Below are 26,653 nucleotides of genomic sequence, written 5' to 3'. Positions count from 1 at the left end.
CATGAGCCGACTCGCGCAGACCGCCGGTCTCACCGACATCCAGCAGGAGATCCTGTCCACCGTCCGGGACTTCGTCGACAAGGAGATCATTCCTGTCGCGACGGAGCTGGAGCACCGCGACGAGTACCCGCAGCAGATCGTCGACGGCCTCAAGGAATTGGGCCTCTTCGGCCTGATGATCCCGGAGGAGTACGGCGGCCTGGGCGAGTCGCTGCTCACCTACGCACTGTGCGTCGAGGAGATAGCGCGTGGCTGGATGTCGGTCTCCGGCATCATCAACACCCACTTCATCGTCGCCTACATGCTCAAGCAGCACGGCACGCAGGAGCAGAAGGAGACCTTCCTTCCGCGCATGGCGGCCGGCGAGGTGCGCGGCGCGTTCTCGATGTCGGAGCCGGGGCTCGGCTCCGATGTGTCGGCCATCACGTCGAAGGGCGTGAAGGACGGCGAGGAGTACGTTCTCAACGGTCAGAAGATGTGGCTGACCAACGGCGGCACGTCCACTTTGGTGGCCGTCCTGTGCCGAAGTGACGAAGGACACCCCGAGGGCACGGCGCCGCACAAGTCGATGACCACCTTCCTCGTCGAGAAGGAGCCCGGTTTCGGAGAGGTCCGCCCCGGCCTCACCATCCCCGGCAAGATCGACAAGATGGGCTACAAGGGCGTCGACACCACCGAACTCATCATGGACGGGCTGCGAATTCCGGCCAATCGCGTGCTCGGCGGCGTCACGGGCCGTGGGTTTTACCAAATGATGGACGGTGTCGAAGTCGGCCGCGTCAATGTCGCGGCGCGTGGCTGTGGCGTCGCTCAGCGTGCATTTGAGCTCGGTGTCTCATATGCCCAGCAACGTCACACTTTTGGGAAGCCGATCGCCCAGCACCAGGCAATCCAGTTCAAGCTGGCCGAGATGGCTACCAAGGTCGAGGCCGCCCATGCGATGATGGTCAACGCAGCGCGCAAAAAGGACTCCGGGGAACGAAACGACCTCGAAGCAGGGATGGCGAAGTACCTCGCCTCCGAGTACTGCAAAGAAGTCGTGGAGGACGCGTTCCGGATTCACGGCGGTTACGGCTTCTCGAAGGAGTACGAGATCGAGCGCCTCTACAGGGAGGCTCCGATGCTGCTGATCGGTGAAGGTACCGCCGAGATCCAGAAAATGATCATTGGTCGTCGACTGCTCGAAGAGTATCGATTCCAGGGCTAGATGCCCGGTTTGGGGTGTTTTCTTCGCGAAGAAGATCACACCCTGTCAACACTCTTCGGCCGCCGACTCGGCTTCCTGGCTTGCCCAGTTGTGGCTCGCAACCGATAGCATCCGGAGAAAGCCGCCGTCCCCCGTTCATGCGCGGCATCATCCGCTACGAAGGTCATCCATGCCCCACAGCCAAACCTCTGCACCACGCGACGGCATTCTTAAGGGACGCCTTGCTCGCGGAGCATCGCCGTGGCTCCTGCCGACCGTCGCCACCGCGGCACTCAGCCTCGCCCGCGCGCGCCGCTCCAAGGGCGCCGCGGCCGTTGCCGTACCCGCCACCGCTCTGGCGGCGGGCATGCTGTGGTTCTTCCGCGACCCCGAGCGCGAGATCGCTCAGGGCCGGGTCATCTCCCCCGCCGACGGCGTGGTGCAGAGCATCATGCCGTGGAAGGACGGGCGTACCCGCGTCGCCATCTTCATGAGCCCGTTGAACGTCCACGTCAACCGCGCGCCCCTCGCGGGCACGGTGACGTCCGTGGAGCACGTGCCCGGCGGGTTCGTGCCGGCGTTCAACAAGGAGAGCGAGAACAACGAGCGCGTTGTCTGGCACTTCGACACCGAGCTCGGCGACATCGAGATGATCCAGATCGCGGGCGCGGTCGCGCGGCGCATCGTGCCGTACGTGCCGCAGGGTTCGAAGGTGGAGCAGGGCGAACGGATCGGCCTGATCCGCTTCGGCTCCCGCGTCGACATCTACCTCCCCGAGGGTGTCGAAGTGGACGTCGAGGTGGGTCAGAAGACCGTGGCTGGGGTGACTCGAATTGACCGTGGTTGATCCGGAGACACAGGCCGGCTGGGTGCCGGAGGCGGCGGAGGACGAGGCCGAAGAGGAGATGCCTCTGTCACTGCGCCTCTCAATAGCGGACACCCTCACGCTCGGTAACGCCACGTGCGGGTTCATGGCGGTGTACTTCACCACCACGGGCATCCTCATCCCGCACCTGCAGGGCAGCGAGGAGACCGGCATGGCGCGGCACTCCGCCGCGACCACCGTGATCCTGATGCTCTGCGCGGCCGTCTTCGACCTCTTCGACGGCCTGGTGGCCCGCAAGCTGCGGTCCTCGCCGATGGGTGCGGAGCTGGACAACCTCTCGGACCTGATCAGCTTCGGCCTGGCCCCCGCGTACTTCGTCCTCGTCTACGGCATGGTCGCGAACGACGCGCATCAGCGGGTGGCGGCGGTGGGCGCGATCGTGGTGCTGTTGGCGGTGGTGCTGCGGCTTGCGCGGTTCTCGTGCGTGACCGTGAAGGACGGCACCTTCCAGGGCATGCCATCCCCCTTCGGCGCGCTCACGGTCGTCTCGATCGTGCTTCTGGAGCTGCCCTTCTGGGCGACGCTCCTCGCGATCGTCGGCACGGCATGGCTCATGGTCAGCCGGGTCGAGTACCCCAAGCCGCGGGGTCCCCTCGCGGTGGCCATGCTCTCCTGGATCGTCGCGGCCATGGGGCTGCTCGCGGCCTGGGCGTTCGACGCCCCGGGCGGCCTGCTGCTCCTGCAGACCGGCTGCGCGCTCCAGGTCGTCCTCGGCGCGGTGATCCCCCTCTTCGCCACGGCCCGACGGGTGAACAACTTCCGCGACAACCGTCGCGAGGCCAGGGCGGCGCAGCTTCCCTAGCCTGTTGTACGTAGCTCTGGGGCCCGGACCTGACGGTTCGGGCCCCTTTGTGTTTCACGGGCGCACCAGCACCTTCACGTGGTCATCAGGTGAAGCCAGCATCGCGAAGGCTTCCTCGATCCCGTCGAAGCCCACCTCGCCCGTGATCAGCGACTCCGCGTCCACCCGGCCGTCCGCGATGCGCCGCAGCGTCGCCTCGAACTCCTCCGGCGGGTACGCCATGCACATGGTCACCGTGATGTCCTTGTAGATCCCGACCACGGGACGGAACGTGTCCTCCGTCATACAGGCGCCGATCAGCAGGACCCGTGTGGTGCGCGGGGCGCGGTGGAGGATCGTGTTCAGCATGCCGGGCCTGCCCGAGCACTCGTACACAGTCAGTGACTGGCCGGATCCGCTCGCCTCCCGCCACGCGTCGAAGGGGTCGCGCATGGCCGGATTCACCACCACGTGCGCTCCGAAGCGCTCTGCCAGCTCTCTGCGGCGCCCAGAGGGCTCCGAGACGACCACAGGGGCCACGCCCCGCTCGACGAGCGCTGCCGTGGCGCCCAGGCCGATGGGGCCCGCGCCCAGGACCACGGCGCCCGTGCCGGGGGCAGGGGCCGCGCGGGCGACGTTGCCGAAGCCGACGGCCAGGGGCTCGGTGAGGGCGGCGACGCGTGGCGGGACGTGGTCGGGGACCGGGATCAGGGCGGCCTCCTGGAGAGTCATGCGTTCGCCGAAGCCGCCGGGGAAGCGGGTGGAGTAGCCGATCGTGCGCAGGGTGGCCGCCGGGTCCAGGGCCCAGGGCAGACCGACCACGGTCCTGCCCTGCCACGGGCCGGGGCTCAGCACCCGCGCGCAGAGCTCGTGGCCCATCACCAGGTCCTGGTCCGGGTCGAAGAGGAAGGCCTCCGTGCCCGAGTCGCGCGAGGCCGCGAGGAAGTCGTCCGTGTGGCGGGCCGCCGAGAGGTCCGAGCCGCAGATGCCGGTGGCGAGGGTCTCGGCGAGGAGCTGACCGGGGCCCGGTGCCGGCGGCTCCGGAACCTCGGCCTCGACGAAGCGGCCGCCCCGCAGGACCGCCGCCCTCACCGTGCCTCCCCCGCGTCCCGGACGGCCGCTTCGACCGCCGCCCGCATCGCCCCCACGAAGCGCCCGCTGTTGGCGTGGGCCCACGCCATGGACGCCTCGCGGCCCCGGTTCGCTCCGGTGAAGTGCGGTGTCACGTACTCGGCGAAGAGCTCGTAACTGCGCCGCTTCGCCTCCGGTGTGCCGGTCGGCAGGTCGAGCAGGAGCAGCGTGCCGAAGCCGCCCGAGGCCTCGGCCAGGGCCTCGATGCGGGCGACGGCGTCCGCGGGCGTGCCGATGGTCGCGACGCCGAAGACGGGGAAGCCCTCGCCCGTCCAGCGCTCCAGCGCGTCCGCCGCGGTGCGTCCCCACGGCATCGTCGCGCCGGAGAGGCCCTCGATGTAGCGGACCAGGTGGAGCACGCCGTACGCGGCCTGGGCGCGGGCCTCGGACTCCGTGTCCGCGAGGTGCATCGGCACGACGAGCCGCCACGCGCCCCGGTCGGCGGTGTGGCCGTGCTCGGCGCAGGACTTCTCGTACGCGGACCAGTTGCCGTTCAGCGCGGCGAGCCCCGCGGGGTCGGCGGCCGCGAGGGAGAGCAACCCGATGCCGTGCCGGCCCGCCTGCACGGAGCCGGAGGGGGAGACGGTCGAGGCGACCGCCATCTCGATGCCCTCGGGGCGGCAGGGGCGCAGCTGGAGGCTCGCCTCGGCGAGTTCGAACCAGTCCGTGCGCCGGGTGACGGTCTCGCCGCGCAGGAGGCGTACGACGGCGTCAAGGGCGTCGGCCATCATGGCGCGCTGCCGCATCGGGTCGATGCCCATCATGAACGCGTCCGAGGCGAGCTGGCCGGGGCCGACGCCCAGCATCACGCGGCCCATGGTCTGGTGGTCGAGCTGGAGGATGCGGTCCGCGAGGATCAGGGGGTGATGGTAGGGCAGCGAGTTCACGCCCGTGCCGAGCCTGATCCTGCGGGTGTGCTCGGCGGCCGCGGCGACGAAGACCTCCGGCGAGGCGATCGTCTCGTACCCGGCGGAGTGGTGCTCGCCGATCCACGCCTCGTCGAAGCCCAGCGCGTCGAGGTGGCGCACGAGGTCGAGGTCGCGGCGGATCCGGAGTGCGGGGTTGCCGTCGAGGCCGTGGTACGGGGCGATGAAGGTGCCGAAGCGGGTGGGGCCCTGGTGATCCATGCGTACGCCTTCCGTGGGCGATGACAGGGCGATGACATTGGACGTAACATCGAGCACTCGAATTCTTACGTCCTATACCGGGGCGTCGAAGAGGTCAACAGAGCCGAAGAGGTCAACGGACAGGAGGGGCCCGGACGGTGGAGACGCCGCGCACCCGTCGCCGCACGGACGGTTCGCCCAGCGCGCGGACGCTGGTCCTGACCGTCCTCGGCGAGTACGTCCGGTACGCGGGCGACGTACACGTCTGGTCCCGTGCCGTCGTCGGCGCACTCGCTGCCTGCGGGGTCGGCGAGGCGGCCACGCGGCGGGCGCTCGCGCGGCTCGGGGCGGAGGGCTGGCTGCGGACCGAGCCGGTGGGCCGCTGGACCTGTCTCGTCCTGGAGCCGCGCCTGGTCGCGCTGCTCACGGCGTGGACGCACCGCCTGGAGCGCGCGGTCGAGGAGACGCCGTGGCGCGGCGAGTGGCAGCAGCTGCTGCTGCGCGGGCCCGCGCAAGGCCGGGCGCTGGTCGAGGAGCAGCTGGCGTTCGAGGGGTTCGGGCGGCTCGGCGGCGGAGTGTGGATCGCGGCGGACGCGGGGGGCGTGGGGGCGATCGAGGAACTGCTGCGGGAGCAGGGGCTCGCCGCGGACGCGACGTGGCTGGTCTCGCGCGCCGCCGCCGACGGCGACGCGGAACTGGTCGCCCGCGCCTGGGACCTGGCGGCGGTGCGGGCCGCGCACGAGGAGTTCACCTGGCGGTTCGGCGGGGTGCGTGCCGGGTCGGACAAGGAGGCGTTCGTGCTGCGCACGCGGCTCGTGCACGCGTGGCGCGGCACGTTCGAGCGGGACCCGCGCCTGCCTCAGGAGCTGTTGCCGCCCGGCTGGCCTGGGCTGGTGTCGACGAAGCTGTTCGTCGACACCTGGCGTGCGCTGCGGGGTCCCGCGGACCGCCACTGGCGGGAGCTGTCGCGGGACCCGCGCCCGTGAGTCACTCCCCCGCCGTGTATCCCTGCGCGGCGTCGGCGGCGCCCGGTGCGCGGACGACCTTCATGCCGCCCGTCGCCTTCTTGTCCGGCTTGAGGATCACGCTCTCCTTGGAGGACGGCGCCTTGGGATCGGTGAAGTCCTGGGTGACGCCGAAGCCCGAGTCGAAGTCGTCGATGGTCAGCAGGGCCTTGGCCACGCTCTCGCGCGTGAGGTCCTTGTCCGCGCACGCCTTCTTCAGGGCCTCGCCGAAGACCGAGGCCGCCGTCCAGCCCGCGACGACTCCGTTGTCGAGGGAGTCGTCGGGGTGGGCCTTCTCGTAGTCGGCGACGAGCTTCTTGGCCGCGGCCGTGTCCGCGCCGATGGGCAGGGTGGGCGAGGCGACGTAGTAGTTCTTCTGCAGGGCCGGGCCCGACTGCGTGGCCAGGAGCTGCGGGGCGAACGCCGAGTTGTTGCCGATGACCGGGACGTCGAGGCGTCCGGCCGCGGCGACGCCGACGAGGGAGGCGGCCTGGCGGGGGCCCGCGCTGATCACGACGGCCTTGACGCCCGCCTTCTTCAGGGCGGAGACCTGCGCGGTCATGTCGTTGTCGGTCGGCTTGATCTTCTGCTCGACGACCGTGAGGCCCGCCTCGTCGGCCATGTGCTTCGAGCCCTTGAGGGCGTTCTCGCCGTAGTCGCCCTCGAAGTAGACGTGGCCGAGCTTGTCGCCCTTCCTGAGGCCCTTCTCCTTCATCAGGAAGTCGATCGCATTGATCGTCTCCAGGTCGTACGTCGATCCGACGACGCGCACGTACGGGCTGCCCAGGAGGTTCGCCGACCAGGCCTGCGGCAGGACGAGGCCCTTGTCGGCGTCGACGCGCTTCTCGACGGCGGCGACGAACGGGGAGCCGATGAACTGGGCGAAGCCGAGGACCTTCGGCTCCAGTTCGGTGTACGCGGCGACGGCCTTCTGCGGGTCGTAGCCGTGGTCGCGGACGGTGAGCTTCAGCTTGCGGCCGCAGATGCCGCCGCCCGCGTTGACCTGGTCGACGTAGAGCTGCTGGGCCTGGGTGACGCTCTTGCCGAGGGTGGCGTAGACGCCGGTCATGTCGGTGAGCACGCCGAGCTCGATGGTCTCGCTCGTCACGCCGTCGCCGGTCTTCACCCCTCCCGCGCCCTTGCCGCCCTCGTCGTCGTTCTTCGCCTTGGAGCTGCACGCGCTGAGCGCGAGGAGCGCGGCGAGGGCGGTGGCGGCCGCCGTGGCTCTGGTCAGCGAATGGATGGATCTCATGCTTCCTCCCCTGGAGTGCCTGGACGTGGCCTGTTGCGCCGGGCGGCGATCCTCACCAGGCCGCCGGGCAGGAAGAGCACCACCGCCACGACGGCGGCGCCGTACAGATACCGCGATGCCTCGCCCGGTGAGACGCCGCCGGTGCCGGGCGCCGAGACGAAGGGCAGCGCGTCGCTGTACCGGGTGAGCAGCTGGGGCAGCAGGGAGACGAGGGCGGCGCCCGCGACGGCTCCCGCGACCGAGCCGAGACCGCCGATGACGATCATGGCGAGGTATTCGAGGGAGAGCGTCATGCCGAAGTAGTCGGGCACGGTGCGCTGGAAGACCAGGGCGAGCAGCACTCCGGCGAGGCCCGCGTACATCGACGACAGGACGAAGACACCGGCGCGGTAGCGGGCCACCGGCACGCCCATGACGCCGGCGGCGACGCGGTGGTCACGGATCGCGTTCATGGCGCGTCCCGGGCGGCCGCGCAGCACGCCGCGGGCGAAGAGGCCGCAGGCCAGGAGCAGCACGAGACCGGCGTACCAGAGCTTCTCGGCGGAGCCGAACGGCACGTCGGCGACCAGGACTTCGCTGTCGTCGAAGGCGAAGCCGAAGAGGTTCAGGGGCGGGACGTCGCGGCCGTTGGAGCCGCCCGTCAGGTCGTGCGCGTTGAAGAGCACGTGCTGCCCGATGAAGATCAGCGCGAGCGTCGCTATGCCGAGGTAGGCGCCGCGCAGGCGTCCGGCGATGGGGCTGAAGAGGCCGCCCGCGAGTCCGGCCACGGCCACCGCGAGGGCGGCGGCGAGCCAGGTCGGCAGGCCGAGCCCGGTCAGGCCGTCGCCGCCGTCCGCGGCGAGGACGCAGTATCCGTACGCCCCGATGGCGAGGAAGAAGGCGTGCCCCATGGAGAGTTGGCCGGTCGCGCCGGTGAGGAGGTTGATGCCGATGGCGCCGATGGCGGCGGCCATCGCGAACAGGCCCGCCTGGAGCCAGAAACGGTCGAGGTAGAAGGGCACGGCGAGCAGGACGGCCGCCGCGGCGAGCCACGCGTGGGTGCGGCGGCGTTTGAGGAGCGTACGACTGATGGAGCGGGCGGAGCGGGCGACGACGTCAGACACGGGCGAGCTCCTTGGTACCGAAGAGCCCGGCGGGCCGCACGAGCAGGATGGCGGTCATGACGAGATACGGCGCGAGGTCGCCCAAGCCACGCCCCAGGAAGGTGAGTTCGCTCTGGTAGCCGGTGGCGAGGGACTCGGTGACGCCCACCACGAGCCCGCCGACGAGGGCGCCCGTGGTGGAGTCGAGGCCGCCGAGGATGGCGGCGGGGAACGCCTTCAACGCGGCCAGGGAGGTGGCGCGTTCGAGGCCGGGCGTCGGGAACACGGTGAGGAACAGCGCGGCCACGGCGGCCAGCGCGCCCGCCACCGCCCACGCGCCGAGCGAGACCCTGCCCAGGCGCACGCCCATCAGCGCGGCGGTCTCGGGGCTCTCGGCGGCGGCCCGCATGGCCACGCCCCAGGAGGTGTAGCGGAAGGCGAGCAGGAAGGCGGTGATGAGCAGCGCGGCGGCGACGAACGCGGCGATGCGGGTGTGGGCGATGGAGATGGGCCCGACGGTGAGCACGTCGTCGCCCCACGGGTCGCCGAGCGGCAGGACGTCCGTGCCGAGGCGGCGGGTGAGTTCGGTGGTGAGCAGGATGTCGACGCCGATGGTGACGATGGCGAGCACGCTGTGGTCGGTGCCGCGGTAGCGCCGCATGACCAGGAACTCGACGGCGGCCCCGACCACGGCCGCGCCCGCGATGCCGACGAGCAGCGCCGCCCAGAAGCCGAGGTCGTCCTGGAGGGAGGCGGTGATGTAGCCGCCGGCGAGAAGAAGCGAGGCGTGGGCGAAGTTCACCACCTCGGTGGCGCGGAAGATGACGACGAAGCCGAGGGCGATGAGGGCGTAGACGGACCCCAACGAGAGCCCGTTGAGGAGGAGTTCGACGAAGGTGGTCATGCGCGACCCTCCTCTTCACCGGCGTGCGCGCCGCCCTCCCCCAGATACGCCCGCACCACCGCCGGGTCGTTCTGGATGTCCGTCGGGGCGCCGTCGGCTATGCGGCGGCCGAAGTCGAGTACGGTCACCGCGTCCGCGAGCCGCATCACCACCCCCATGTCGTGTTCCACCAGGACGATCGAGATGCCGAGGCTGTCGCGGACACCCGCGATCACGGCCGCGGTGCGGCGGCGTTCGTCGGCGGTCATGCCCGCGACCGGCTCGTCCAGGAGCAGCAGGCGCGGCTCCATGCACAGGGCGCGGGCGAGCTCGGCGAGTTTCTGCTGGCCGTAGGGCAAGGCTCCTGCGGGCAGGTCGAGTTGGCGCTCCAGGCCGACGAACGCGGCGATCTCACGTACGCGTTCACGGTGGCGGCGCTCCTCGCGGGCCGCCGCGGGGAGCCTGAGGCCCGCGGCCACGAACCCCGCGCGCGTGAGCCGGTGACGGCCCAGGAGCAGACTGTCGGCGACGGTGACGCGCGGCGGCAGGGCGAGGTTCTGGAAGATCCGGGCGACGCCGAGCTGCGCGATGCGGTGCGGGCGCATGCCGGTGAGTTCGTGGGCGCCGAAGCGGACGCTGCCCGCGGTGGCGCGGTAGACGCCGGACAGCACGTTGAAGCAGGTGGACTTGCCCGCGCCGTTGGGCCCGATGACGGCGTGCACGGTGCCGGGGCGGACGGTGAAGCTGACGGTGTCGAGAGCGGTGATCCCGGCGAAGCGGACAGTCAACTCGCGTACTTCCAGGGGTGGTACGGGGGTCATGGTCACCGTCGGCCCTCCCAGCGCGGCAGCACCGGCAGCGCGCCCAGGCCCCGGGAGGCGTCGGCCGCCGCGCCCTCGTCGACCACTCCGAGGTAGCGTCGGCGCACCTCGTCGGAGGCGGCGAGCTCGTCCGCCGGGCCCGACAGGGCGACTTCGCCGACGTCGAGGACGTACGCCGTGGAGGCGAGCCGCAGCGCGAGGGCTGCGTTCTGCTCGACGAGGAGCACCGAGGTGCCCTGGGCGTTGATCTCCCGGATGGTGTCGGCGATCCGCGCCGCCATCAACGGCGCGAGCCCCAGGGAGGGTTCGTCGAGCAGGAGCAGGCGCGGGGAGGCCATCAGGGCCCTGCCCACCGCGAGCATCTGCTGCTCGCCGCCGGAGAGCAGCCCGGCCCGTTGGGCGCCCCGCTCGGCGAGGACCGGGAAGAGGGCGTGGACGCGCCGCAGGGCGTCCGCCTTGGCGGCGCGCGAACCGGTGGAGCCGAGCGCGCCCGCCCGAAGATTGTCGGTGACCGTCATGCGGGCGAACACCCGCCTGCCCTCGGGCACTTGGGAGATGCCCGCGGCCACCACGCGGTCCGGCGCGAGGGCGTCGATGCGCCTGCCCTCGAAGTGGACGGTGCCCGAGGTGAGCCGTCCTCCCTGGAAGGCGAGGGTGCGCGAGACGGCGCGCAGGAGCGTCGACTTGCCCGCGCCGTTGCCGCCGAGCACCGCGACGACCGCGCCGTCCGGCAGGTCGAGCGAGACCCGGCGCAGGGCGCGCACGGGACCGTAGCCGACCGACACGTCCCGTACGACGAGTCCGGAACCGTCCACGTACCGACCCCCTTGTCCCGCACGGCCGTCCGCCGTCGCGTGGCGCTCACCCCAGCACCGCGGGACCGGCCCGTCCACGGGCAGCGGACGAAACGCTGCGGGAGACCAGCGGGGGCGCCCCGCCGTTGTGCACGCGCACAACACCGCGTGTCAGGGGCCTGCCGGAGGGAGCCGAGCAGTGGCATCCTCCGCACCAACGACGTCCGGACGACCGGCCGACGACGCCCCGGAGGCGTCCTGGAGCGCAGCTGCGGGGGTATCCATGACCGGGCCCAAGAACGGGCGCAGGCCTCGGACCGGGCACGACTGGAAGCTGCTCAAGGAGGCGTGCACGGCGCTGCTTCCGCGCCTGCCCGAACTGGTCGAGGAGCATCTGCGGCAGCTCACGGAACACTCGTCGGTGTACGGCCGCGTCCTGCCGTACGACCAGCAGTGGCGCGAGGCGGAGGAAGCCATGCGCATCGGCATCGAGACGATCTCGGCGCCGCGGGCCTCGCCGCGCCGCGACCTGGAGTACGCGGAGGAGGCGGGGCGGCGCCGGGCCCAACAGGGGCTTCCGCTGGACCTGTTGGTGCACTCGTACCGCAACGCGGGCTATCTGGTATGGGATTCGCTCCTGGAGGGCGCCGCGGGCAAGGACCCCGAGAAGCTGCGGGTCCTGATGCGCTCGGCGACGATGGTGTGGTCGGCGGTGGACGCGCAGGCGGCGGTGGCGTCCGACGCGTACCGCGCGACGGAGCTTGAGCTGCGCAGGCGCACCGACGAGCAGTTGCAGGCGCTGCTCGACGCGCTCCTGGAGGGCCGGTCGGCGCCGGGCCTCGCGGCGCGCGCCGCGGCCGGGCTCGACCTGCCCGAGCGCGGCCCGTACGCGGTGGTGGTCCTGCGCGTGGACCGGCGCGACGGGCGCGAGGCGTTCCACCGGCAGATCCAGCGGGCCGGGTTCCGTTTCATCTGGCGGATGCGGACGGACTGCGAGGTCGGTGTGGTCGCGCTCGGCACGGCGGTCGGTGAACCGGGCGGCGAGCCGGGCGGCCTGGACGACCTCGCCGGGCTCCTCGACGGCCGCTGTCCGGGCCCCGGCGGGATCAGTCCCGTGGTCGGCGGCCTCGCGGAGCTGGGCCATGCGCGACGGCTCGCGGAGCTGGCGCTGCGCACCTGCCCGCCGGGCGCGACCGGCATCGTACGCCTGGACCAACGGATGCCGACGGCCCTGGTGGTGAGCCAGCCGGAGCTGGCGGAGCGCTTGGTGACAGGGGTGCTCGGCGAGGTCCTGGCCCTCGAACCTGCGGACAGAGCCGTGCTGTTGGAGACGCTGGACGCCTGGCTGGCCTGCGAGGGCTCCGCGGGGCGGGCGGCCGGGCGGCTGTACTGCCACCGCAACACGGTGTTCAACCGCCTGCGCCGCCTGGAGCAGTTGACCGCGCGCTCGCTTGCCCGGCCGCGGGACCTGGTGGAGGTGGCGCTGGCGGTGGAGGCGCACCGGCTGACCCGGGGGGCGCGCCCGGCATGACCGAACGCGCCTTGTGCATACGGCTGTTCAGGCAGCGAGCAGATCCTGGAAGGCGCCGGCCGACTCGGTCGCGGACCTGCCGAAGGGCGCGTCGAAGTTCCAGACGAGGAAGAGCAGGAAGGCGATCAGCGCGCTGAAGGTCCCGGCGAGCAGCAGCTCCCTGGCGGAGCGCCTGATCTGCAGGGTGAAGATCAGGCCCACCGTGACGAGTGCCCCTGCGACCAGGCCGAACCAGACGACGCCGGGGAGCGTCTCCTCCGCGTTGTCGGCCCTGGCCCTGCGCGCCTCGTCGGCGGCGGCCACCTGGTCGAGCAGCGGCTGGTAGGTCTGGGCCTCCAGTTCGTCGGCGGGCGTGCGTTCGGCGATGTCGCGGCGCAGGGTGTCGAGCAATTCGGTGCCGCGGTCGGTGAGTTGGTGCTGCTCGATCATGAGCGGCCACTCGACGGTGGTCACGTGCTCGGTGTAGCTCCGTACATCTTCCTGAATGCGCTGCTCCGCGTCGGCCGGGTAGATCTGCGCGCGCCTGCTGATCTCGTGCAGCGCCTGGGCCTCCTGGCGGACGCCGTCCTCGGCGGCGCCGCGGGCCTCCCAGACGCCGGCGATGGCGAGGCCGAGGACGATCGCGTACACGACGCCGACCATCATCACCATGTACTCGATGACGTCGGGTGTCTGGCTGGGATCGTCGTCCGCGGGCACGCGGCGGTGCCTGATCACGGTCACGGTCAGGACGACCGCGCAGGCCAGCGCCATGGCGACGCCGAGGACGAGCCATTCCGTCACGAAGGGCCTCCGGTAGAGGAGTTGGGGCGGGATCGGGTGCCTGACGAGCCGCCCGCGGCGGAGCGCGAGCGCGGCCGCAGCAGAGCCGCGGCGAGCACGGCGGGGGTGGTGACGACCATCGTGGTGGTCACCACGGACCGCCCGCCCTCGCGCTCCCGCTCAGCGGCGGCGTGGTACGGCGGCGCGGTGAAGGAGGGCGGGGGCGGCGGCGAAGGACGGGGCTCGGGCGGCCGGGGCTGCGGCGCGCTCGTCAGACGTACGGGGATGAGGAGCTCGCGGACGCGGGGCGGGGCCGGAGGTGGGGGCGGCGGTGCCGCTGCCGGGCGGCTGCTCGGCACGGCACGGGTCGCGGCAGGGCCGGGCGGCGGTCCGGGGTGCGGCGGCGAGACGGTACGCACTTCGCCGCCGGGCGCCGACTGCGGCGCCGACTGCGGCGCCGGCTCCTCCTCGGCAGCCTGCGGCTCCTCGCGACAGATCTCCACCTGCCCCGACAGGACCACACCGAGCGCCTCGACATGCGCACCGACGGACACGGCACCCACCGGGCACAGCGTCGCGACAACACCGAGCCCTCCGAGCTGCGCCCACCCCGTCAAGATCGACTCCTCATCATGTACTGAAGAAACGATCAAGTTCCCGGTTCGATACGGGTGCCCGGAAGGCGGGTCCCGCCCGGGCAGGACACCCCGGGCAGGACCCGCTCACGGAGGTGGACCTACTTCCACGGATCGGTGAACGAACGGCCGGGCACCGGCTTGGCGATGAGCGCCACGGCGGCAAAGAAGTTCACCTGGCCGATCGCGCACATCAGGGTGGCCAGCGCCGTGGGCTCGTACAGTTCGGCCGCCCTGGCGTACAGCTCGTCGGAGACCCTCTCGCCGTGCGCGGACGGCTGGAGCACGGCCTCCACCAGCGCGAGCGCGGCACGCTCCGCACCGGTGAAGTACGGCGAGTCCTGCCAGGAGGCCACCGACGTGATCCGCTCCTCCGACTCGCCGGCCGCCCGCAGGAAGCCCGTGTGCAGGACGGTCAGATAGGTGCTGCCGACGATCTGCCCGGCCCGCAGGTGGACCAGGCTGATCGTGGCGCGCGGCACCGAGCCGTTGCCGACGGCCTTGAACAGGGCCGCCGACACCCCGCCCAGTTCGGGGAGGAGCTCCGCGGGGTCCTCGGTCATCCGCGGGGCCATCGGGATCTCGGCCGTGATCGAACGTGTTTCCATCGTCATCTCCTCAGGGCTTTCGTGCTGCTTTCACTGCCCTGACGCGGCCCGGCACGGATGTGTGACAGGGGCCCGCGAGGAAATCGTTCAGACGGCCAGGAAGTCCCTCGCGATTCCCTCCGCCACCGTCTCCAGGATGGGACCCGCCTCCGCGATGCAGCGGGTCACGTCCGGTTCCACGTCCGTGAGGGCGTACGCGCGGCGGATGCCCGCCTTGCCGAGGGTCTCCGGGGGCAGGGCCAGGCGGCCGCAGACCGCGACGACCTCGATGCCGGCGGCCCTGGCCGCGGCGGCCACCCCGGCGGGCGCCTTGCCGTGCAGGGTCTGCTCGTCCAGTGAGCCCTCTCCGGTGATGACCAGCGTGGCCCGCTCCAGCGCGGGCGCGAAGCCGAGGACGTCCAACATGACCTCGATGCCGGGGCGGAAGCTCGCGTCGAGTCCGACCAGTGCGCCGTATCCGATGCCGCCCGCGGCACCCGCGCCCGGCGACTGCGCGTACTCGGCGGCCCTGGGGCCGATCGTCTTCTCCAGGACCGCGGCGAAGTGGGCGAGGGCCGCGTCCAGGGCCTCGACGTCCTCGGGGGACGCGCCCTTCTGCGGGCCGTAGACGGCGGGGGCGCCCTTCGGTCCTGTCAGCGGGTTGTCGACGTCGCTGGCGAGGACCAGCTCGATGTCCTTCAGACGTGGGTCCAGGCCCGAGAGGTCGGCGCTCGCCAGGCCCTTCAGCGGGCCGCCGCCGGGCGCGACGGGCCTGCCGTCCGCGTCCAGGAAGCGCGCGCCGAGCGCGGCCAGCATGCCCGCGCCGCCGTCCGTCGTGGCGCTGCCGCCGACGCCGAAGACGATCGTGCGGGCCCCCGCGTCGAGCGCGGCGAGGAGCAGCTCTCCGGAGCCGTACGTCGTGGAGGTGAGCGGCGCGAAGACGCCATCGGGGAGCAGCTGGAGGCCCGAGGCCTCGGCCATCTCCACCACGGCGGTGCCGTCCTTGAGGGCGTACGCCGCCGTCACCTGCTCGCCGATCGGCCCCGTCACGCGGACCTCCCGGCGCTCGAAGCCGCCCGCGACGGCCGCGGCGACCGTGCCGTCACCGCCGTCGGCGACCGGCAGCGCCTCGACCGACACGTCGGGGGCGACCCTGCGCAGCCCGGCCGACACCCGCTCGGCGACCTGCACGGCCGTGAGCGAACCCTTGAACTTGTCCGCGGCGATGAGCACGTGCTGCGCCTGTCCGCGCGGCGCCCCCGCGCCCCGCACCTGCGCCTGCCGCTCGCTCCCCGCCGTCCCTGCAGCGTCCGCCACCTTGCATTCCCCTTGCTTTCCGGGCCTTGCTCGCGTCAAGGCAGTCGCGCCGCTGCGACCATAACCGCAGATGGGGCCCCCTGCCCATGGCCACCTGCGGGATGAGACGGCGCGCCCCGCCCAAAAATGCCCCTATATCGCTCCATAGTGGTGCGCCATGAGCACGGAAATGATCGATCAGCCCCAGCCCGGCGAGGGCCCGCCTGGCCCCCCGTCGACCGGTCACGACCCCGAGCACGACTCACCCCCCGACGGCACCCCCGACTTCGCGGTCGTCGGCATCGGCGTGGCCGCCGTCCTCGGTGTGGTCGCCTGGGCGGCGCTCGGCAAGAAGTCCTTCGAGAAGGCATCCGACAGCGCGCTCGCCTGGGTCCTGGACAACTTCGCCTGGCTCTTCGTGATCGCCGCGGACGTCTTCCTCGTCCTGTGCGTGTTCCTCGCCCTCAGCCGCTTCGGCCGGATCAGGCTCGGCAAGGACGACTCCGAACCGGAGTTCACCAACCTCGCGTGGATCGCGATGATGTTCAGCGCGGGCATGGGCATCGGCCTGATGTTCTACGGCGTCGGGGAACCGCTGACCCACTACCTCAACCCGCCCCCGTCCTCGCCGGCGGAGCCCCGCACCGGAGCCGCCGCCCGCACCGCCCTCGAGTACTCCTTCTTCCACTGGACGCTGACCCCCTGGGCGATCTACGGCATCGCCGGCCTCGCCCTCGCCTACGCGGGCTTTCGCAAGGGCCGCGGCAACCGCCTCAGCTCGGTCTTCGTACCGCTCATCGGCGCCCGTCGCGCCGCGGCCTGGCCGGGCCGGATCATCGACCTGCTCGCGGTCTTCGCCACCGTCTTCGGCACCGCGACCAGCCTCGGCGTCGGCGCGCTGCAGGTCGCCACGGGCCTCAACCTCACGACGGGCGTGGAGAGTTCCACCACCCTGCAGCTGATCATCATCGTGTCGCTCGGCGCCGCCTTCGTGGTCTCCGCGTTCTCCGGGGTGCACAAGGGCGTGAAGTGGCTCAGCACCCTCAACATCATGCTGGCCGCCTGCCTGATGCTGTTCGTCTTCGTGCTCGGCCCGACCGTCTACATCCTGGACGCGATCCCGGCGAGCCTCGGCGGCTACCTCCACCAGCTGCTCCCGATGGCCTCGCGCACCGGTGCCTTCACCGACAGCAGTTGGCTCGGCGCCTGGACGATCTTCTACTGGGCGTGGTGGCTGTCGTGGGCGCCGTTCGTCGGCACGTTCATCGCCCGCATCTCCCACGGCCGCACCATCCGCGAGTTCCTCATCGGCGTTCTGCTCGTGCCGAGCGGCGCCACCGTCGTCTGGTTCTGCGTGATGGGCGGCACCGGCATCCGCCTCGACGCCACCGGCAAGGTCGACATGGCGGAGAAGGTCAAGGAGGGCGCCGAGGCCTCGCTCTTCGCGATGCTGGACGCGCTGCCGCTGGGCACGATCACGTCCTGGGTCGCGATGATCCTCGTCATGACGTACTTCGTCACGAGCGCGGACTCCGCCTCGCTGGTGATGGGCTCGCTCAGCAGCCGCGGCTCACTCCACCCGCCCACGTGGCTGGTCGTCACCTGGGGCGTCCTGATGGCGGCGGTGGCCGCGGTGCTCCTGGTCGCGGGCGGGCTGAACTCCCTGCAGAGCGCGACGATCCTGGTGGCGCTGCCGTTCGTGGTGGTGATGCTGACGCTGTGCTGGGCGCTGTTCAAGGAGTTGCGCGAGGACCCGGGCGCGGGCCCCGCGCGCGGCCACGCGCTGCACGGGCTGCGGGACGCGGTGCGCATGATGGTCGGCGACGCGATCACCGAGCAGACACCGGACCGCCACCACCGGCTGCGACGGATCGTCAGATCACGCAGCCACGATGGGGATTGAGCGGTTCGGTTCGAGGCGGAATCGCTCACTTCCCGGAGCGGCCGCCGGTCCGGGAGTCGTAGAGCTGGTGGATGGTCTTGCTGCCGTCCCCCACCGGCACGCTGATGTGCTCCAGGACGTCCTCCAGGAGGTCGATGTCCCCGGTGCGCACCAGCGGATCGGGCCCCGCCGCGTGGGCGGGGCCCGCCGCCGACAGAACTCCGAGGACCGCTGCCGCCGCCAGCACGGTCGTACGTTGCTTCATGGCACTCCTCTGTCGTGGCTGCACACACTTGGCCGAAAACACGACAAACGTCTCATGAGCCGCGCCACGTCGACGCCGGGGCCGCGCGGAACCGCCCCGAATTCGGTAGACCGGACGCATGACCTCCACGACCCCCGCGGGCACGGGGCCCAGCGACGTCGCTCTCGCCGACCGCGTGCTCGGCGGCTGGCTCGGCAGGATCGCGGGCAACATGCTCGGCAAGCCGGTGGAGCGCGGCGACCACTGGACCCGCGACCGCATCGACCGCTATCTGAAGCGCGCCGACGCCCTGCCCCTCACCGACTACCTGCCCGAACCCCCCGAAGACGACGGCGAGTTCGAGCTGCGCCCGGAGTGGCCCCGGTGCGTACGCGGCCGGATCCACGGCAGCTGCCGCGACGACGACGTCGACTACGCGATCCTCGGCCTGCACCTGCTGGAGACCCACGGCTTCGCGTTCAGCACCGAGCAGGTCGGCGACCTGTGGCTGCTGCGGCTTCCGTATCTGCAGACGTTCACGGCGGAGCGCGTCGCCTACCGCAACCTCGCCAACGGGCTGCGGCCACCGCTCACGGCGACGTACGAGAATCCGTACCAGGAGTGGATCGGGGCACTCATCCGCGCGGACGTCTTCGGCTGGACCTCGCCCGGCGACCCACGCCGCGCGGCCGCGCTCGCCCGCCGCGACGCCGTCCTCTCCCACACGGGCAACGGCGTCTACGGCGCGATGTGGGCGGCGGCCCTGATCGCGGCGGCGTTCACCGCGGGGTCCGCGCGCGAGGCGGTGGACACGGCGCTCACCGTCGTCCCCGCGAGCTCCCGCCTTGCCCGCACGGTGCGGCGCGCGACCTCGCTCCACGAGGCGGGGCTCGGCTGGGAGGACACGCTCACCACCCTGGCCGAGGAGACGGCCGGCCTCGGCTGGATCCATGTCGTGCCGAACGCCGCCGTCCTGACCGCCGGGCTCCTGTACGGCGGGGGCGACTTCACCCGCACCATCGCCCTGACGGTCCGCGGCGGCCTGGACACCGACTCGAACGGCGCGACGGCGGGCTCGGTCGCGGGCGTCCTGTGCGGCGCGACGGCCATCGGGCCCCAGTGGACCGACCCGCTGGAGGACCGGGTCAGCAGCGCGGTGTTCGGCTTCGACGGGGTGCGCGTCAGCGAACTGGCCGAGCGCACCGTGGAGTTGATCGAGACCCCTTGACCCGGGCTAGGCTTCCCCGGTGACCACTGACGACTTCGCCACGTACATCGCGGGGCTGCCCCGCGTCCTCGTCGGGGCCGCCGCGCTCTTCCGCGACGCGGAGGGCCGGGTCCTGCTCGTCGAGCCCAACTACCGCGAGGGCTGGGCGCTGCCCGGCGGGACTGTCGAGTCGGACGACGGCGAGACGCCGCGGCAGGGGGCCCGCAGGGAGACGCTGGAGGAGATCGGGCTCGACGTCGTGCTCGGGCCGCTCCTCGCGGTGGACTGGGTACCGCCGGGCCCCGTGCGGCCCAGGCCGCCGCTGGTGGCCTATCTGTACGACGGCGGGATCCTGGACACCGGCCGGCTGAAGTCGATCAGACTCCAGGAGGAGGAGCTGATCTCCTGGCGCCTGGTGGCCCCCGAGGACCTCACCGAGTACCTGCCCGACGAGCTGGGCCGCCGGGTCGCCGCCGGGCTCGACGTGCTGACGCGGGGCGGCGGGCCGGCGGAGCTGGAGGACGGGTACCGGGTCGGCTGAGGTCCTTGCCCCTTCGAACCGTCCGTCGGAGGAGCGTGTCTAGAACAGCGCGTCCTCCCCGCCGTTCGCCCTCCCGCCCTCGAACGCCAGCAGCCGCCGCTTGCGGTCGAGGCCGCCGCCGTAGCCCGTCAGGCTGCCGTCCGCGCCGACGACGCGGTGGCAGGGGACGATGACGCCGATCGGGTTCTTGCCGTTGGCGAGGCCCACCGCGCGTGAGGCGCCCGGCTTGCCGAGGGCCTCGGCGAGGTCTCCGTACGTACGGGTCTCGCCGTAGGGGATCTTCTGGAGCTCGTGCCAGACCATGCGCTGGAACGGTGTGCCGTCGAGCCGCAGCGGCAGGTCGAACTCCGTCGAATCCCCGGCGAAATAGGCCGCCAGCTGGCTGATCGCCTCGCCGAACGGTGCGGGGTCGGGGGCACCGAAGCTCTCCTGCGGCGGGCGGTGGCGCTGCTCGGTCATGTAGAGGCCGCTGAGGACGCCGTCGGTGGCGACGAGCGTGAGCGGTCCGTAGGGGCTGTCGATGAGGGTGTGCAGACGTTCCATGAGTGATGTCCTCGGGTATCCCTTGTGATGCCTTACGCGGGGATGAAGTTGATCGGGTGGTCGTCGACGGCCCACAGGTACTGGACCGCGTACGCGCGCCAGGGCCGCCAGGCCGCGGCGCGCGCGGTGAGCGCGGCGGGGGTGTGCGGCAGGCCCAACTCCTGGGCGGCGCGCCGGATGCCGAGGTCGGAGGGGAGGAACGCGTCCGGGTCGCCGAGCGCCCGCATCGCGATGACCTCGACCGTCCAGGGGCCGAATCCCGGCAGTTCGGTGAGGCGGGCGCGGGTCTCGTCCCAGCCGCTCTCCACGCCGAGCCGGAGGCTGCCGTCGGCGAGATGACGTACGAGCGTCGTCAGCGTGGTGCGACGGCTGCGGGGCAGGGCGAGGGACTCGGGGTCGAGTGCGGCGAGCTCCTCCGGGGCGGGGAAGAGGTGGGTGAGGCCGCCCTCCGGGTCCTCGACCGGGCGGCCGTGCGCGGTCACGAGGCGCGCGGCGTGGGTGCGGGCGGCGGCCGTGGAGACCTGCTGGCCGAGGACGGCGCGCACGGCGAACTCGGCCTCGTCGACGGTGCGCGGCACGCGCCGTCCCGGTGCCTTGTCGACGAGCGGAGCGAGCAGCGGGTCGTCCCTCAATTGGCCGTCGACGGCGGCCGGATCGGCATCCAGGTCGAGCATCCGGCGGCAGCGGCTGATGGCGATGGTGAGATCGCGCAGGTCGGTCAGGCTCAGCCGGCAGCCGATGTGGTCGGGGTGCGGGGTGAGGGCGACGACACCGTGCCCGTACGGGAGGCTCAGTGTCCGCCGGTAGGCGCCGTCGCGCCACTCCTCGACGCCCGGCACGGCCGTCGCGATCAGATGCCCGAACAGGTTGTCGGGGTTGAGCGGGGCGCGGAACGGCAGGCGCAGGGAGAGGACGCCGCCGACGGCTCCGGACGGCGCGGCTCCGGTGTGCCGGGGCGCGCGGGCGCGCAGCTCTCCGGGGGCGAGCGCGAAGACCTCGCGCACCGTGTCGTTGAAGGTGCGGATCGAGGAGAACCCGGCGGCGAAGGCGATCTCCGCCATGGGCAGCGCGGTCGTCTCGATGAGCAGCCGCGCGGTCTGCGTGCGCTGGGCGCGGGCGAGCGCGAGCGGTCCGGCGCCCAGCTCGGCCAGCAGCTGGCGCTCGACCTGCCGGGTGCTGTAGCCGAGGCGGGTCGCGAGGCCGGGCACGCCTTCGCGGTCGACGACGCCGTCGGCGATCAGGCGCATGGCGCGGGCCACGAGGTCGGCCCGCTGGTTCCACTCGGGAGAGCCGGGGCTGCTGTCCGGGCGGCACCGCTTGCAGGCCCGGAATCCTGCTTGCTGGCAGGCGGCGGCGCTCGGGTAGAACGTCATGTTCTCGACCTTGGGCGGCACGACCGGGCAGCTGGGGCGGCAGTAGATCCGCGTGGTGAGGACCGCGGTGAAGAACCAGCCGTCGAAGCGGGCGTCCTTCGACTGAACGGCGCGTACGCAGCGCTCTGTGTCGGTGTGCATGCCCTCAAGCATCGTGGATCCCACCCGGCGGGGCTGGCGAGAATCCGACATCGACCTCGCGCGACCTGGCGGGCCCCACGACGCCTCCGCTACCCCTTCTCGTACCCCTTCTCGGCGACCGCCGCGGCGAACGCGTCATGGGCGTCCTTGCCGAAGAGCACGAACCGCACCTCGTCGAAGAGCGCGGGGTCGGCGGCCTGACGCACGGTGCGCACGGCGATGCGGGCGGCGTCGTCGAGGGGCCAGCGGTAGATGCCGGTGGAGATGGCGGGAAAGGCGACGGTGCGCGCCCCCAGCTCGGCGGCGACGCGCAGCGCCTCGCGGTGGCAGGAGACGAGCAGCTCCGAGCGGTCCTCGGTGGCGGACCAGACGGGGCCGACGGTGTGGATGACGTGCTCGGCGGCGAGGCGCCCCGCGGTGGTGGCGACGGCCGCTCCTGTGGCCAGGCCCTTTCCGTAGTGCGATGCGCGCAGGCGGCGGCAGTCGGAGAGGATGTCGGGCCCGCCCTTGCGGTGAATGGCGCCGTCGACGCCTCCGCCGCCGAGGAGCGAGGAGTTCGCGGCGTTCACGATGGCGTCGGCGCGCTGTTCGGTGATGTCGCCCTGGACCAGGGTGATGGCCACGGTCATGACTGGCTCCTGAGCCGCTTCCACACGGCCTTCGCCGCGTTGTGCCCGGACATTCCGTGCACGCCAGGACCCGGCGGGGTCGCGGACGAGCAGATGAAGACGGCCGGGTGCTGGGTGGCGTACGGGAAGAGGGAGAGCTTGGGGCGCAGCAGCAGCTGCAGTCCGCTCGCGGCGCCGCAGGCGATGTCGCCGCCCACGTAGTTGGCGTTGCGCGCGGCGAGTTCGGGCGGGCCCGCGGTGGCGCGGGCGATGACGCGGTCGCGGAAACCGGGCGCGAAGCGCTCCAGCTGCCGCTCGATGACGTCCGTGAGGTCGCCGTCCCAGCCGTTCGGGACATGGCCGTACGCCCAGAAGACATGCTTGCCCTCGGGGGCGCGGGAGGGGTCGACGACGCTGGGTTGCACGGTGATCAGGAACGGCGCGTCCGGTGCCCGGCCCTCGCGCGACGCGGCGCGCAGGGCGGCGCCGATCTCCTTGCTGCTCGCCCCGACCTGCACGGTCCCGGCGACGCGCGGTGCCTCGGCGGTCCAGGGGACCGGGCCGTCGAGGGCGTAGTCGATCTTGAAGGCGCTGGCCCCGTACCGGTACCCCTCATAGGCGCGGCCCAGGCCCGCGATCCGGGCGAGCGCGGTGGGGGCGGTGTCGAAGACGTAGGCGCGGGCGGGCGGCAGGTCGTCGAGGCGCTTGACCTCGTAGTCCGTGTGGACGGAGCCGCCGAGGTCCTTGAGGTACGCGGTGAGCGCGTCGGAGATCGACTGCGAGCCGCCGCGCGCGACGGGCCAGCCGCGGGCGTGCGCGGCCAGCGCGAAGACCATGCCGACGCCGCCGGTGATGATGCCGTCGAGCGGCGCGATGACGTGGGCGACGAGGCCCGCGAACAGGGCGCGGGCCCGGTCGTCGCGGAAGCGGCGCATCAGCCACGTCGACGGCGGAAGACCGGCGAGCCCGAAGCGGGCCAGCGTCACCGGGTCACGGGGCAGCGAGCTCATCGGCAGCGCCATGAAGTCCCGCAGCAGGGTGTCCCACTTGGGCAGGAAGGGCTCCACGAGGCGTCGGTACGCCCCCGCGTCGCGCGGCCCGAAGGAGGCGGCGGTCTCGGCGACGGAACGGGAAAGGACGGCGGCGCTGCCGTCCAGGAAGGGGTGCGCCATGGGCAGCTCGGGCTGGAGCCACTCCAGGCCGTACCTCTCCAGGGGCATGGTGCGGAACGCCGGGGAGTTGATGCCCAGCGGATGGGCGGCGGAGCAGGGGTCGTGCCAGAAGCCGGGCAGCGTCAGCTCCTCCGTGCGCGCCCCGCCTCCCACTGTGCTCTTGGCCTCGAACACGGCCACGGAGAAGCCCCTGCGGGCCAGCTCGACGGCAGCGGTCAGCCCGTTCGGCCCCGCCCCCACGACGACGGCATCAAGCATCGACGGCACCTTCGGACTCCTTTGTCAGCCGATGGCCACTGCCGCCCAGGATAGGACGGGGCACCGACACCCTCCCCGGAGCCCCTCCCTCAGGCGGCGTCCGCGAGCAGTTCGACGACGCGCCGGGCGGTGGCGGCGTCGCGCGCCGCCGTGAAGGGCAGGGCGTTGCCCCCGCCGATCCGGAACGGCTCCCCCGTGAGCGTCAGGTCGGCGCCGCCCGCCTCGGTGACGAGCAGCAGCCCCGCGGCGTGGTCCCAGGCCAGCTCCCACGAGAAGGCGACGGCGTCCAACTCCCCCTTGGCGATGGCCAGATACTCCAGGCCCGCCGAACCGCACGGCCGGGGCCGCACGCCGTCCACCCGCAGGCCCAGCAGGGACCGCTTCTGCTCCTCGGTCGTGAAGTCCGGGTGGGAGGTGGCCACTTCGAGGTCGGCGCCGGCCTCGGGCGAACCGGCTACCAGGGGCCGTCCGTCCAGCCAGGCGCCCTTGCCGCGCACCGCCACGGCGCATTCGTCGAGGACGGGTGCGTACGTCCAGGAGGCCTTGACCTCGCCGTCCACGGCGAGGGCGACGAGCATGCAGAAGCCCGGGTCGCCGTGCACGAACTGGCGCGTGCCGTCGACGGGGTCGACGATCCAGACAGGGGCCTGTCCGCGTATCGCCTCGTACGTGGACGGGTCCGCGTGCACCGCTTCCTCACCGACGACGACCGAGCCCGGCAGGAGGGCGGCGAGGTCGGCGGTGAGCAGCTCCTCCGCGCGGCGGTCGGCGACGGTCACCAGGTCGTGCGGGGCGCTCTTCTCCACGATGTCGCTCTCGCCGAGCTGCCGGAAGCGGGGGATGACCTCCGCCGCGGCGGCCTTGCGGAGAGCCTCTTCCACGTCGCGAACACCGTGCGTCAGAAAGTCTTCGATCATGCCTCCATGAGAGCACGCCGCACTGACATCCCGTACGCCCAGGCCGAACGGCCTCTGAACCCTGGGTGAACCCGTGGGGCCACGGTGGGACTACCGCCCCACCGCATACCCCTGCATCCCCCGAGGATTCGCCGCCGCCGAGAGCACCCCGCTGCGTGGGTCCCGTGCCACCGCGCACAAGCGGCCCTCCGACCACGGGCCTCCCACCATCACCTCGTGGCCCCGTCGGCGCAGCTCGTCCACCACGTCCGCGGGCATCCGCGACTCCACGGCGAGGCTTCCGGCGCGCATGCCGCGTGGGTGGAACGAGCCGGGGAACGCCTCCGTGTGCCAGTTGGGCGCGTCGATCGCGCCCTGCAGGTCCGGGCCGCCCCGCACCGCGTCCCGCATCACCACCCCCAGGAAGAAGTGCACCTGCCACTGGTCCTGCTGGTCGCCTCCCGGCGTCCCGAAGGCCATGACCGGCACGCCGTCCTTCAGCGCCAGCGACGGGGTCAGCGTCGTCCGCGGCCGCCGGCCCGGCGCGAGCGAGTTGGGCAGGCCGTCCTCCAGCCACGCCATCTGCAGCCGCGTCCCCAGCGGAAATCCCAGCTCGGGCACGACGGGGTTGGACTGCAGCCACCCTCCGCTCGGCGTGGCGGCGACCATGTTCCCCCAGCGGTCGACGATGTCCAGGTGGCAGGTGTCGCCCCGGGTTCCGCCGTCCCCCGCCACGGTCGGCTCCCCCGCACCGGCCGCCGCGTCGAAGCCGACCGTCTCCGCCTCTCCCGAAGCCACCGCGAGCGCATGTGCGCAGAGCCGCGGCTCGCGCCCGCCCGGCGCCCCGGGCCGCAGCTCGTACGAGGCCTTGTCCTCGACGAGGCGGCGCCGCAAGGCGTTGTACTCGGGAGAGAGCAACTCCCCTACCGGCACGCCCTCCGCGCCGCCGGGGCCCGCGTCCCCGTACCAGGCCTCCCGGTCGGCCATGGCCAACTTGCAGCCCTCGACGAGCAGATGGACGTACGCGGCGGACCCGTACTCGGGAAGGTCCGCGATGTCCGAGGGCAGCAGCGCGAGTTGCTGGAGGAAGGCGGGCCCTTGGCTCCAGGCCCCGGCCTTGCACAGGGTCCAGCCGTTCCAGTCGTACGTGACCGGGTCCTCGTAGGAGGCGGACCACCCGCGCAGGTCCTCCGCGCGGAGCGTGCCCACGTGACGCTCGCCGCTCGTGTCCAGCGTGGGCCGCCCGGCCTGCCGTACGAGTGCCTCGGCGACGAACCCGCCGCGCCACACCTCGCGCGCCGCGTCGATCTGCGCGACGCGCAACGCCTCGCCCGACAGGTCCCCGGAGCCCGCGTCCGCCTCCGCCTCCCGTATCAGCCGCCGCCACGTCGCGGCGAGCGCGGGGTTGCGGAAGAGTTCTCCGGGCTGGGGGGCGCACCCGCCGGGCAGGTAGACCTCGGCGGAGGACGGCCACTCCGCCTCGAAGAGCTCCCGCACGGTCTCCACCGTCTCGGTGACGCGCTCGACGGGCGCGTGCCCGTCCTCCGCGTACCCGATGGCGTACGTGAGGACGTCGGCGAGCGACTTCGTGCCGTGATCCCGCAGGAGCAGCATCCACGCGTCGAAGGCACCGGGCACGGCGGCGGCGAGCGGACCGGTGCCGGGCACCAGGTCGAGGCCGAGGGAGCGGTAGTGGGCCACGGTGGCACCGGCGGGCGCGCCGCCCTGGCCGCAGAGCACCCGTACGTCGCCGCCGGTGGGGGCGAGGATGATCGGGACCTCGCCCGCGGGGCCGTTGAGGTGCGGTTCGACCACGTGCAGGACGAAGCCCGCGGCGACCGCGGCGTCGAAGGCGTTGCCCCCGTCCTCCAGTACGGCCATCGCGGACTGGGAGGCGAGCCAGTGGGTGGACGACACCATGCCGAAGGTGCCCTGCAGTGTGGGACGCGTCGTGAACATGATCCGCAGGCTAGCCCCGGTGCCGGGCCCCGTCAGCGGCCCCCGGCACCGGAAGTCACGACGCGCACCCGGAAGTCACGACACGAACCCGG

General features: G+C 72.3%; 26 protein-coding genes. 8 read left to right on the top strand and 18 right to left on the bottom strand.

The window, feature by feature from the left end; genetic code table 11:
• Position 1: 1 nt before the first annotated feature.
• From AB0B50_RS04780 to pssA, 3 genes are all read left to right on the top strand, one after another.
• The gene (locus tag AB0B50_RS04780; RefSeq protein WP_362325606.1) at positions 2-1,207 is read left to right on the top strand and encodes an acyl-CoA dehydrogenase family protein; all 1,206 of its coding nucleotides are present in this window, start codon (positions 2-4) and stop codon (positions 1,205-1,207) included.
• Between the two features lie 169 nt (positions 1,208-1,376).
• Entirely contained in the window at positions 1,377-2,033 is a 657-nt protein-coding gene (locus AB0B50_RS04775) for a phosphatidylserine decarboxylase (RefSeq protein ID WP_362325603.1), read from the top strand.
• A complete protein-coding gene (gene pssA / locus AB0B50_RS04770; protein ID WP_362325600.1) occupies positions 2,020-2,874 on the top strand; it encodes a CDP-diacylglycerol--serine O-phosphatidyltransferase in 855 nt (284 codons plus the stop codon). The genes AB0B50_RS04775 and pssA overlap by 14 nt, the downstream gene beginning before the upstream one ends.
• Before the next feature lie 54 nt (positions 2,875-2,928).
• On the opposite strand, the gene AB0B50_RS04765 is transcribed toward pssA, so the two are convergent.
• Positions 2,929-3,945: a zinc-binding dehydrogenase gene (locus AB0B50_RS04765; protein ID WP_362325597.1), complete on the bottom strand. Its 1,017-nt coding sequence runs from the start codon at positions 3,943-3,945 to the stop codon at positions 2,929-2,931.
• Positions 3,942-5,111 carry an LLM class flavin-dependent oxidoreductase gene (locus AB0B50_RS04760; RefSeq protein WP_362325594.1) on the bottom strand — a complete coding sequence of 390 codons (1,170 nt, stop codon included), beginning with the start codon at positions 5,109-5,111 and terminating at the stop codon, positions 3,942-3,944. Before AB0B50_RS04760 ends, AB0B50_RS04765 begins: the two co-directional genes overlap by 4 nt.
• Positions 5,112-5,248: 137 nt before the next feature.
• Between AB0B50_RS04760 and AB0B50_RS04755 the strand changes: the two genes are divergently transcribed.
• Positions 5,249-6,076 carry a PaaX family transcriptional regulator C-terminal domain-containing protein gene (locus AB0B50_RS04755; protein WP_362325591.1) on the top strand — a complete coding sequence of 276 codons (828 nt, stop codon included), beginning with the start codon at positions 5,249-5,251 and terminating at the stop codon, positions 6,074-6,076.
• Position 6,077: 1 nt separating this feature from the next.
• Here AB0B50_RS04755 and AB0B50_RS04750 read toward each other — a convergent pair whose 3' ends face one another.
• The 5 genes from AB0B50_RS04750 to AB0B50_RS04730 are packed head-to-tail and all read right to left on the bottom strand — an operon-like array spanning position 6,078 to position 10,947.
• The gene (locus AB0B50_RS04750) at positions 6,078-7,346 is read right to left on the bottom strand and encodes an ABC transporter substrate-binding protein (RefSeq protein ID WP_362325588.1); all 1,269 of its coding nucleotides are present in this window, start codon (positions 7,344-7,346) and stop codon (positions 6,078-6,080) included.
• Complete coding sequence (locus AB0B50_RS04745; protein ID WP_362326799.1) at positions 7,343-8,416, bottom strand: branched-chain amino acid ABC transporter permease; 1,074 nt, start codon at positions 8,414-8,416, stop codon at positions 7,343-7,345. Before AB0B50_RS04745 ends, AB0B50_RS04750 begins: the two co-directional genes overlap by 4 nt.
• A 25-nt stretch (positions 8,417-8,441) precedes the next feature.
• Complete coding sequence (locus AB0B50_RS04740; protein ID WP_362325585.1) at positions 8,442-9,332, bottom strand: branched-chain amino acid ABC transporter permease; 891 nt, start codon at positions 9,330-9,332, stop codon at positions 8,442-8,444.
• Positions 9,329-10,132: an ABC transporter ATP-binding protein gene (locus tag AB0B50_RS04735; protein WP_362326796.1), complete on the bottom strand. Its 804-nt coding sequence runs from the start codon at positions 10,130-10,132 to the stop codon at positions 9,329-9,331. The genes AB0B50_RS04740 and AB0B50_RS04735 overlap by 4 nt, the downstream gene beginning before the upstream one ends.
• Positions 10,133-10,134: 2 nt before the next feature.
• Entirely contained in the window at positions 10,135-10,947 is an 813-nt protein-coding gene (locus tag AB0B50_RS04730) for an ABC transporter ATP-binding protein (protein ID WP_362325582.1), read from the bottom strand.
• A 262-nt stretch (positions 10,948-11,209) separates the two neighbouring features.
• On the opposite strand from AB0B50_RS04730, the gene AB0B50_RS04725 reads away from it, so the two are divergent.
• Positions 11,210-12,457, top strand: coding sequence for a helix-turn-helix domain-containing protein (locus AB0B50_RS04725; RefSeq protein WP_362325579.1), 1,248 nt, complete (start codon positions 11,210-11,212; stop codon positions 12,455-12,457).
• A 27-nt stretch (positions 12,458-12,484) separates the two neighbouring features.
• Here the strand turns inward: AB0B50_RS04725 and AB0B50_RS04720 are convergent, their stop codons facing one another.
• The 4 genes from AB0B50_RS04720 to AB0B50_RS04705 form a co-directional block, all read right to left on the bottom strand.
• Complete coding sequence (locus AB0B50_RS04720) at positions 12,485-13,240, bottom strand: hypothetical protein (protein WP_362325576.1); 756 nt, start codon at positions 13,238-13,240, stop codon at positions 12,485-12,487.
• Positions 13,237-13,836, bottom strand: a complete 600-nt coding sequence (locus AB0B50_RS04715) for a hypothetical protein (protein WP_362325573.1) — start codon at positions 13,834-13,836, stop codon at positions 13,237-13,239. The genes AB0B50_RS04720 and AB0B50_RS04715 overlap by 4 nt, the downstream gene beginning before the upstream one ends.
• A 119-nt stretch (positions 13,837-13,955) precedes the next feature.
• Positions 13,956-14,462, bottom strand: a complete 507-nt coding sequence (locus tag AB0B50_RS04710; RefSeq protein WP_362325570.1) for a carboxymuconolactone decarboxylase family protein — start codon at positions 14,460-14,462, stop codon at positions 13,956-13,958.
• An 87-nt stretch (positions 14,463-14,549) separates the two neighbouring features.
• On the bottom strand, positions 14,550-15,674 hold the full coding sequence (locus tag AB0B50_RS04705) for a glycerate kinase (protein ID WP_362326793.1): 1,125 nt from the start codon (positions 15,672-15,674) through the stop codon (positions 14,550-14,552).
• Positions 15,675-15,915: 241 nt separating this feature from the next.
• Here AB0B50_RS04705 and AB0B50_RS04700 point away from each other — a divergent pair, with 241 nt between their 5' ends.
• Entirely contained in the window at positions 15,916-17,640 is a 1,725-nt protein-coding gene (locus AB0B50_RS04700) for a BCCT family transporter (RefSeq protein WP_362325567.1), read from the top strand.
• Between the two features lie 25 nt (positions 17,641-17,665).
• On the opposite strand, the gene AB0B50_RS04695 is transcribed toward AB0B50_RS04700, so the two are convergent.
• Positions 17,666-17,884, bottom strand: a complete 219-nt coding sequence (locus AB0B50_RS04695; RefSeq protein ID WP_362325564.1) for a hypothetical protein — start codon at positions 17,882-17,884, stop codon at positions 17,666-17,668.
• A gap of 118 nt (positions 17,885-18,002) precedes the next feature.
• Between AB0B50_RS04695 and AB0B50_RS04690 the strand changes: the two genes are divergently transcribed.
• Positions 18,003-19,091, top strand: coding sequence for an ADP-ribosylglycohydrolase family protein (locus AB0B50_RS04690; protein WP_362325561.1), 1,089 nt, complete (start codon positions 18,003-18,005; stop codon positions 19,089-19,091).
• Between the two features lie 19 nt (positions 19,092-19,110).
• Entirely contained in the window at positions 19,111-19,611 is a 501-nt protein-coding gene (locus AB0B50_RS04685) for an NUDIX hydrolase (protein WP_362325558.1), read from the top strand.
• Positions 19,612-19,650: 39 nt separating this feature from the next.
• On the opposite strand, the gene AB0B50_RS04680 is transcribed toward AB0B50_RS04685, so the two are convergent.
• The 6 genes from AB0B50_RS04680 to AB0B50_RS04655 all read right to left on the bottom strand — a co-directional run bounded on the left by AB0B50_RS04680 (position 19,651) and on the right by AB0B50_RS04655 (position 26,561).
• On the bottom strand, positions 19,651-20,154 hold the full coding sequence (locus tag AB0B50_RS04680; RefSeq protein WP_362325555.1) for a methylated-DNA--[protein]-cysteine S-methyltransferase: 504 nt from the start codon (positions 20,152-20,154) through the stop codon (positions 19,651-19,653).
• Positions 20,155-20,186: 32 nt separating this feature from the next.
• Positions 20,187-21,668 carry an AlkA N-terminal domain-containing protein gene (locus AB0B50_RS04675; protein ID WP_362325552.1) on the bottom strand — a complete coding sequence of 494 codons (1,482 nt, stop codon included), beginning with the start codon at positions 21,666-21,668 and terminating at the stop codon, positions 20,187-20,189.
• Between the two features lie 89 nt (positions 21,669-21,757).
• On the bottom strand, positions 21,758-22,297 hold the full coding sequence (locus tag AB0B50_RS04670; protein WP_362325549.1) for an O-acetyl-ADP-ribose deacetylase: 540 nt from the start codon (positions 22,295-22,297) through the stop codon (positions 21,758-21,760).
• Complete coding sequence (locus tag AB0B50_RS04665) at positions 22,294-23,706, bottom strand: NAD(P)/FAD-dependent oxidoreductase (protein WP_362325547.1); 1,413 nt, start codon at positions 23,704-23,706, stop codon at positions 22,294-22,296. The genes AB0B50_RS04670 and AB0B50_RS04665 overlap by 4 nt, the downstream gene beginning before the upstream one ends.
• 89 nt (positions 23,707-23,795) lie before the next feature.
• Complete coding sequence (locus tag AB0B50_RS04660) at positions 23,796-24,623, bottom strand: inositol monophosphatase family protein (protein ID WP_362325544.1); 828 nt, start codon at positions 24,621-24,623, stop codon at positions 23,796-23,798.
• Positions 24,624-24,713: 90 nt separating this feature from the next.
• Entirely contained in the window at positions 24,714-26,561 is a 1,848-nt protein-coding gene (locus tag AB0B50_RS04655; RefSeq protein WP_362325542.1) for a gamma-glutamyltransferase, read from the bottom strand.
• Positions 26,562-26,653 lie beyond the last annotated feature (92 nt).

The organism is Streptomyces sp. NPDC041068 (genome assembly GCF_040647455.1).
GTDB lineage: Bacteria > Actinomycetota > Actinomycetes > Streptomycetales > Streptomycetaceae > Streptomyces.
This window is presented reverse-complemented; position numbering and strand designations above follow the sequence as displayed.

Coding starts and splice junctions, on each gene's coding strand:
- AB0B50_RS04780 (WP_362325606.1), top strand. CDS start 2: ATGAGCCGACTCGCGCAGACCGCCGGTCTCACCGACATCCAGCAGGAG.
- AB0B50_RS04735 (WP_362326796.1), bottom strand. CDS start 10,132: ATGACCCCCGTACCACCCCTGGAAGTACGCGAGTTGACTGTCCGCTTC.
- AB0B50_RS04740 (WP_362325585.1), bottom strand. CDS start 9,332: ATGACCACCTTCGTCGAACTCCTCCTCAACGGGCTCTCGTTGGGGTCC.
- AB0B50_RS04750 (WP_362325588.1), bottom strand. CDS start 7,346: ATGAGATCCATCCATTCGCTGACCAGAGCCACGGCGGCCGCCACCGCC.
- AB0B50_RS04680 (WP_362325555.1), bottom strand. CDS start 20,154: ATGGAACGTCTGCACACCCTCATCGACAGCCCCTACGGACCGCTCACG.
- AB0B50_RS04670 (WP_362325549.1), bottom strand. CDS start 22,297: ATGACCGTGGCCATCACCCTGGTCCAGGGCGACATCACCGAACAGCGC.
- AB0B50_RS04760 (WP_362325594.1), bottom strand. CDS start 5,111: ATGGATCACCAGGGCCCCACCCGCTTCGGCACCTTCATCGCCCCGTAC.
- AB0B50_RS04710 (WP_362325570.1), bottom strand. CDS start 14,462: ATGGAAACACGTTCGATCACGGCCGAGATCCCGATGGCCCCGCGGATG.
- AB0B50_RS04660 (WP_362325544.1), bottom strand. CDS start 24,623: ATGATCGAAGACTTTCTGACGCACGGTGTTCGCGACGTGGAAGAGGCT.
- AB0B50_RS04695 (WP_362325564.1), bottom strand. CDS start 17,884: ATGAAGCAACGTACGACCGTGCTGGCGGCGGCAGCGGTCCTCGGAGTT.
- AB0B50_RS04775 (WP_362325603.1), top strand. CDS start 1,377: ATGCCCCACAGCCAAACCTCTGCACCACGCGACGGCATTCTTAAGGGA.
- AB0B50_RS04700 (WP_362325567.1), top strand. CDS start 15,916: ATGAGCACGGAAATGATCGATCAGCCCCAGCCCGGCGAGGGCCCGCCT.
- AB0B50_RS04690 (WP_362325561.1), top strand. CDS start 18,003: ATGACCTCCACGACCCCCGCGGGCACGGGGCCCAGCGACGTCGCTCTC.
- AB0B50_RS04725 (WP_362325579.1), top strand. CDS start 11,210: ATGACCGGGCCCAAGAACGGGCGCAGGCCTCGGACCGGGCACGACTGG.
- AB0B50_RS04655 (WP_362325542.1), bottom strand. CDS start 26,561: ATGTTCACGACGCGTCCCACACTGCAGGGCACCTTCGGCATGGTGTCG.
- AB0B50_RS04665 (WP_362325547.1), bottom strand. CDS start 23,706: ATGCTTGATGCCGTCGTCGTGGGGGCGGGGCCGAACGGGCTGACCGCT.
- AB0B50_RS04675 (WP_362325552.1), bottom strand. CDS start 21,668: ATGCACACCGACACAGAGCGCTGCGTACGCGCCGTTCAGTCGAAGGAC.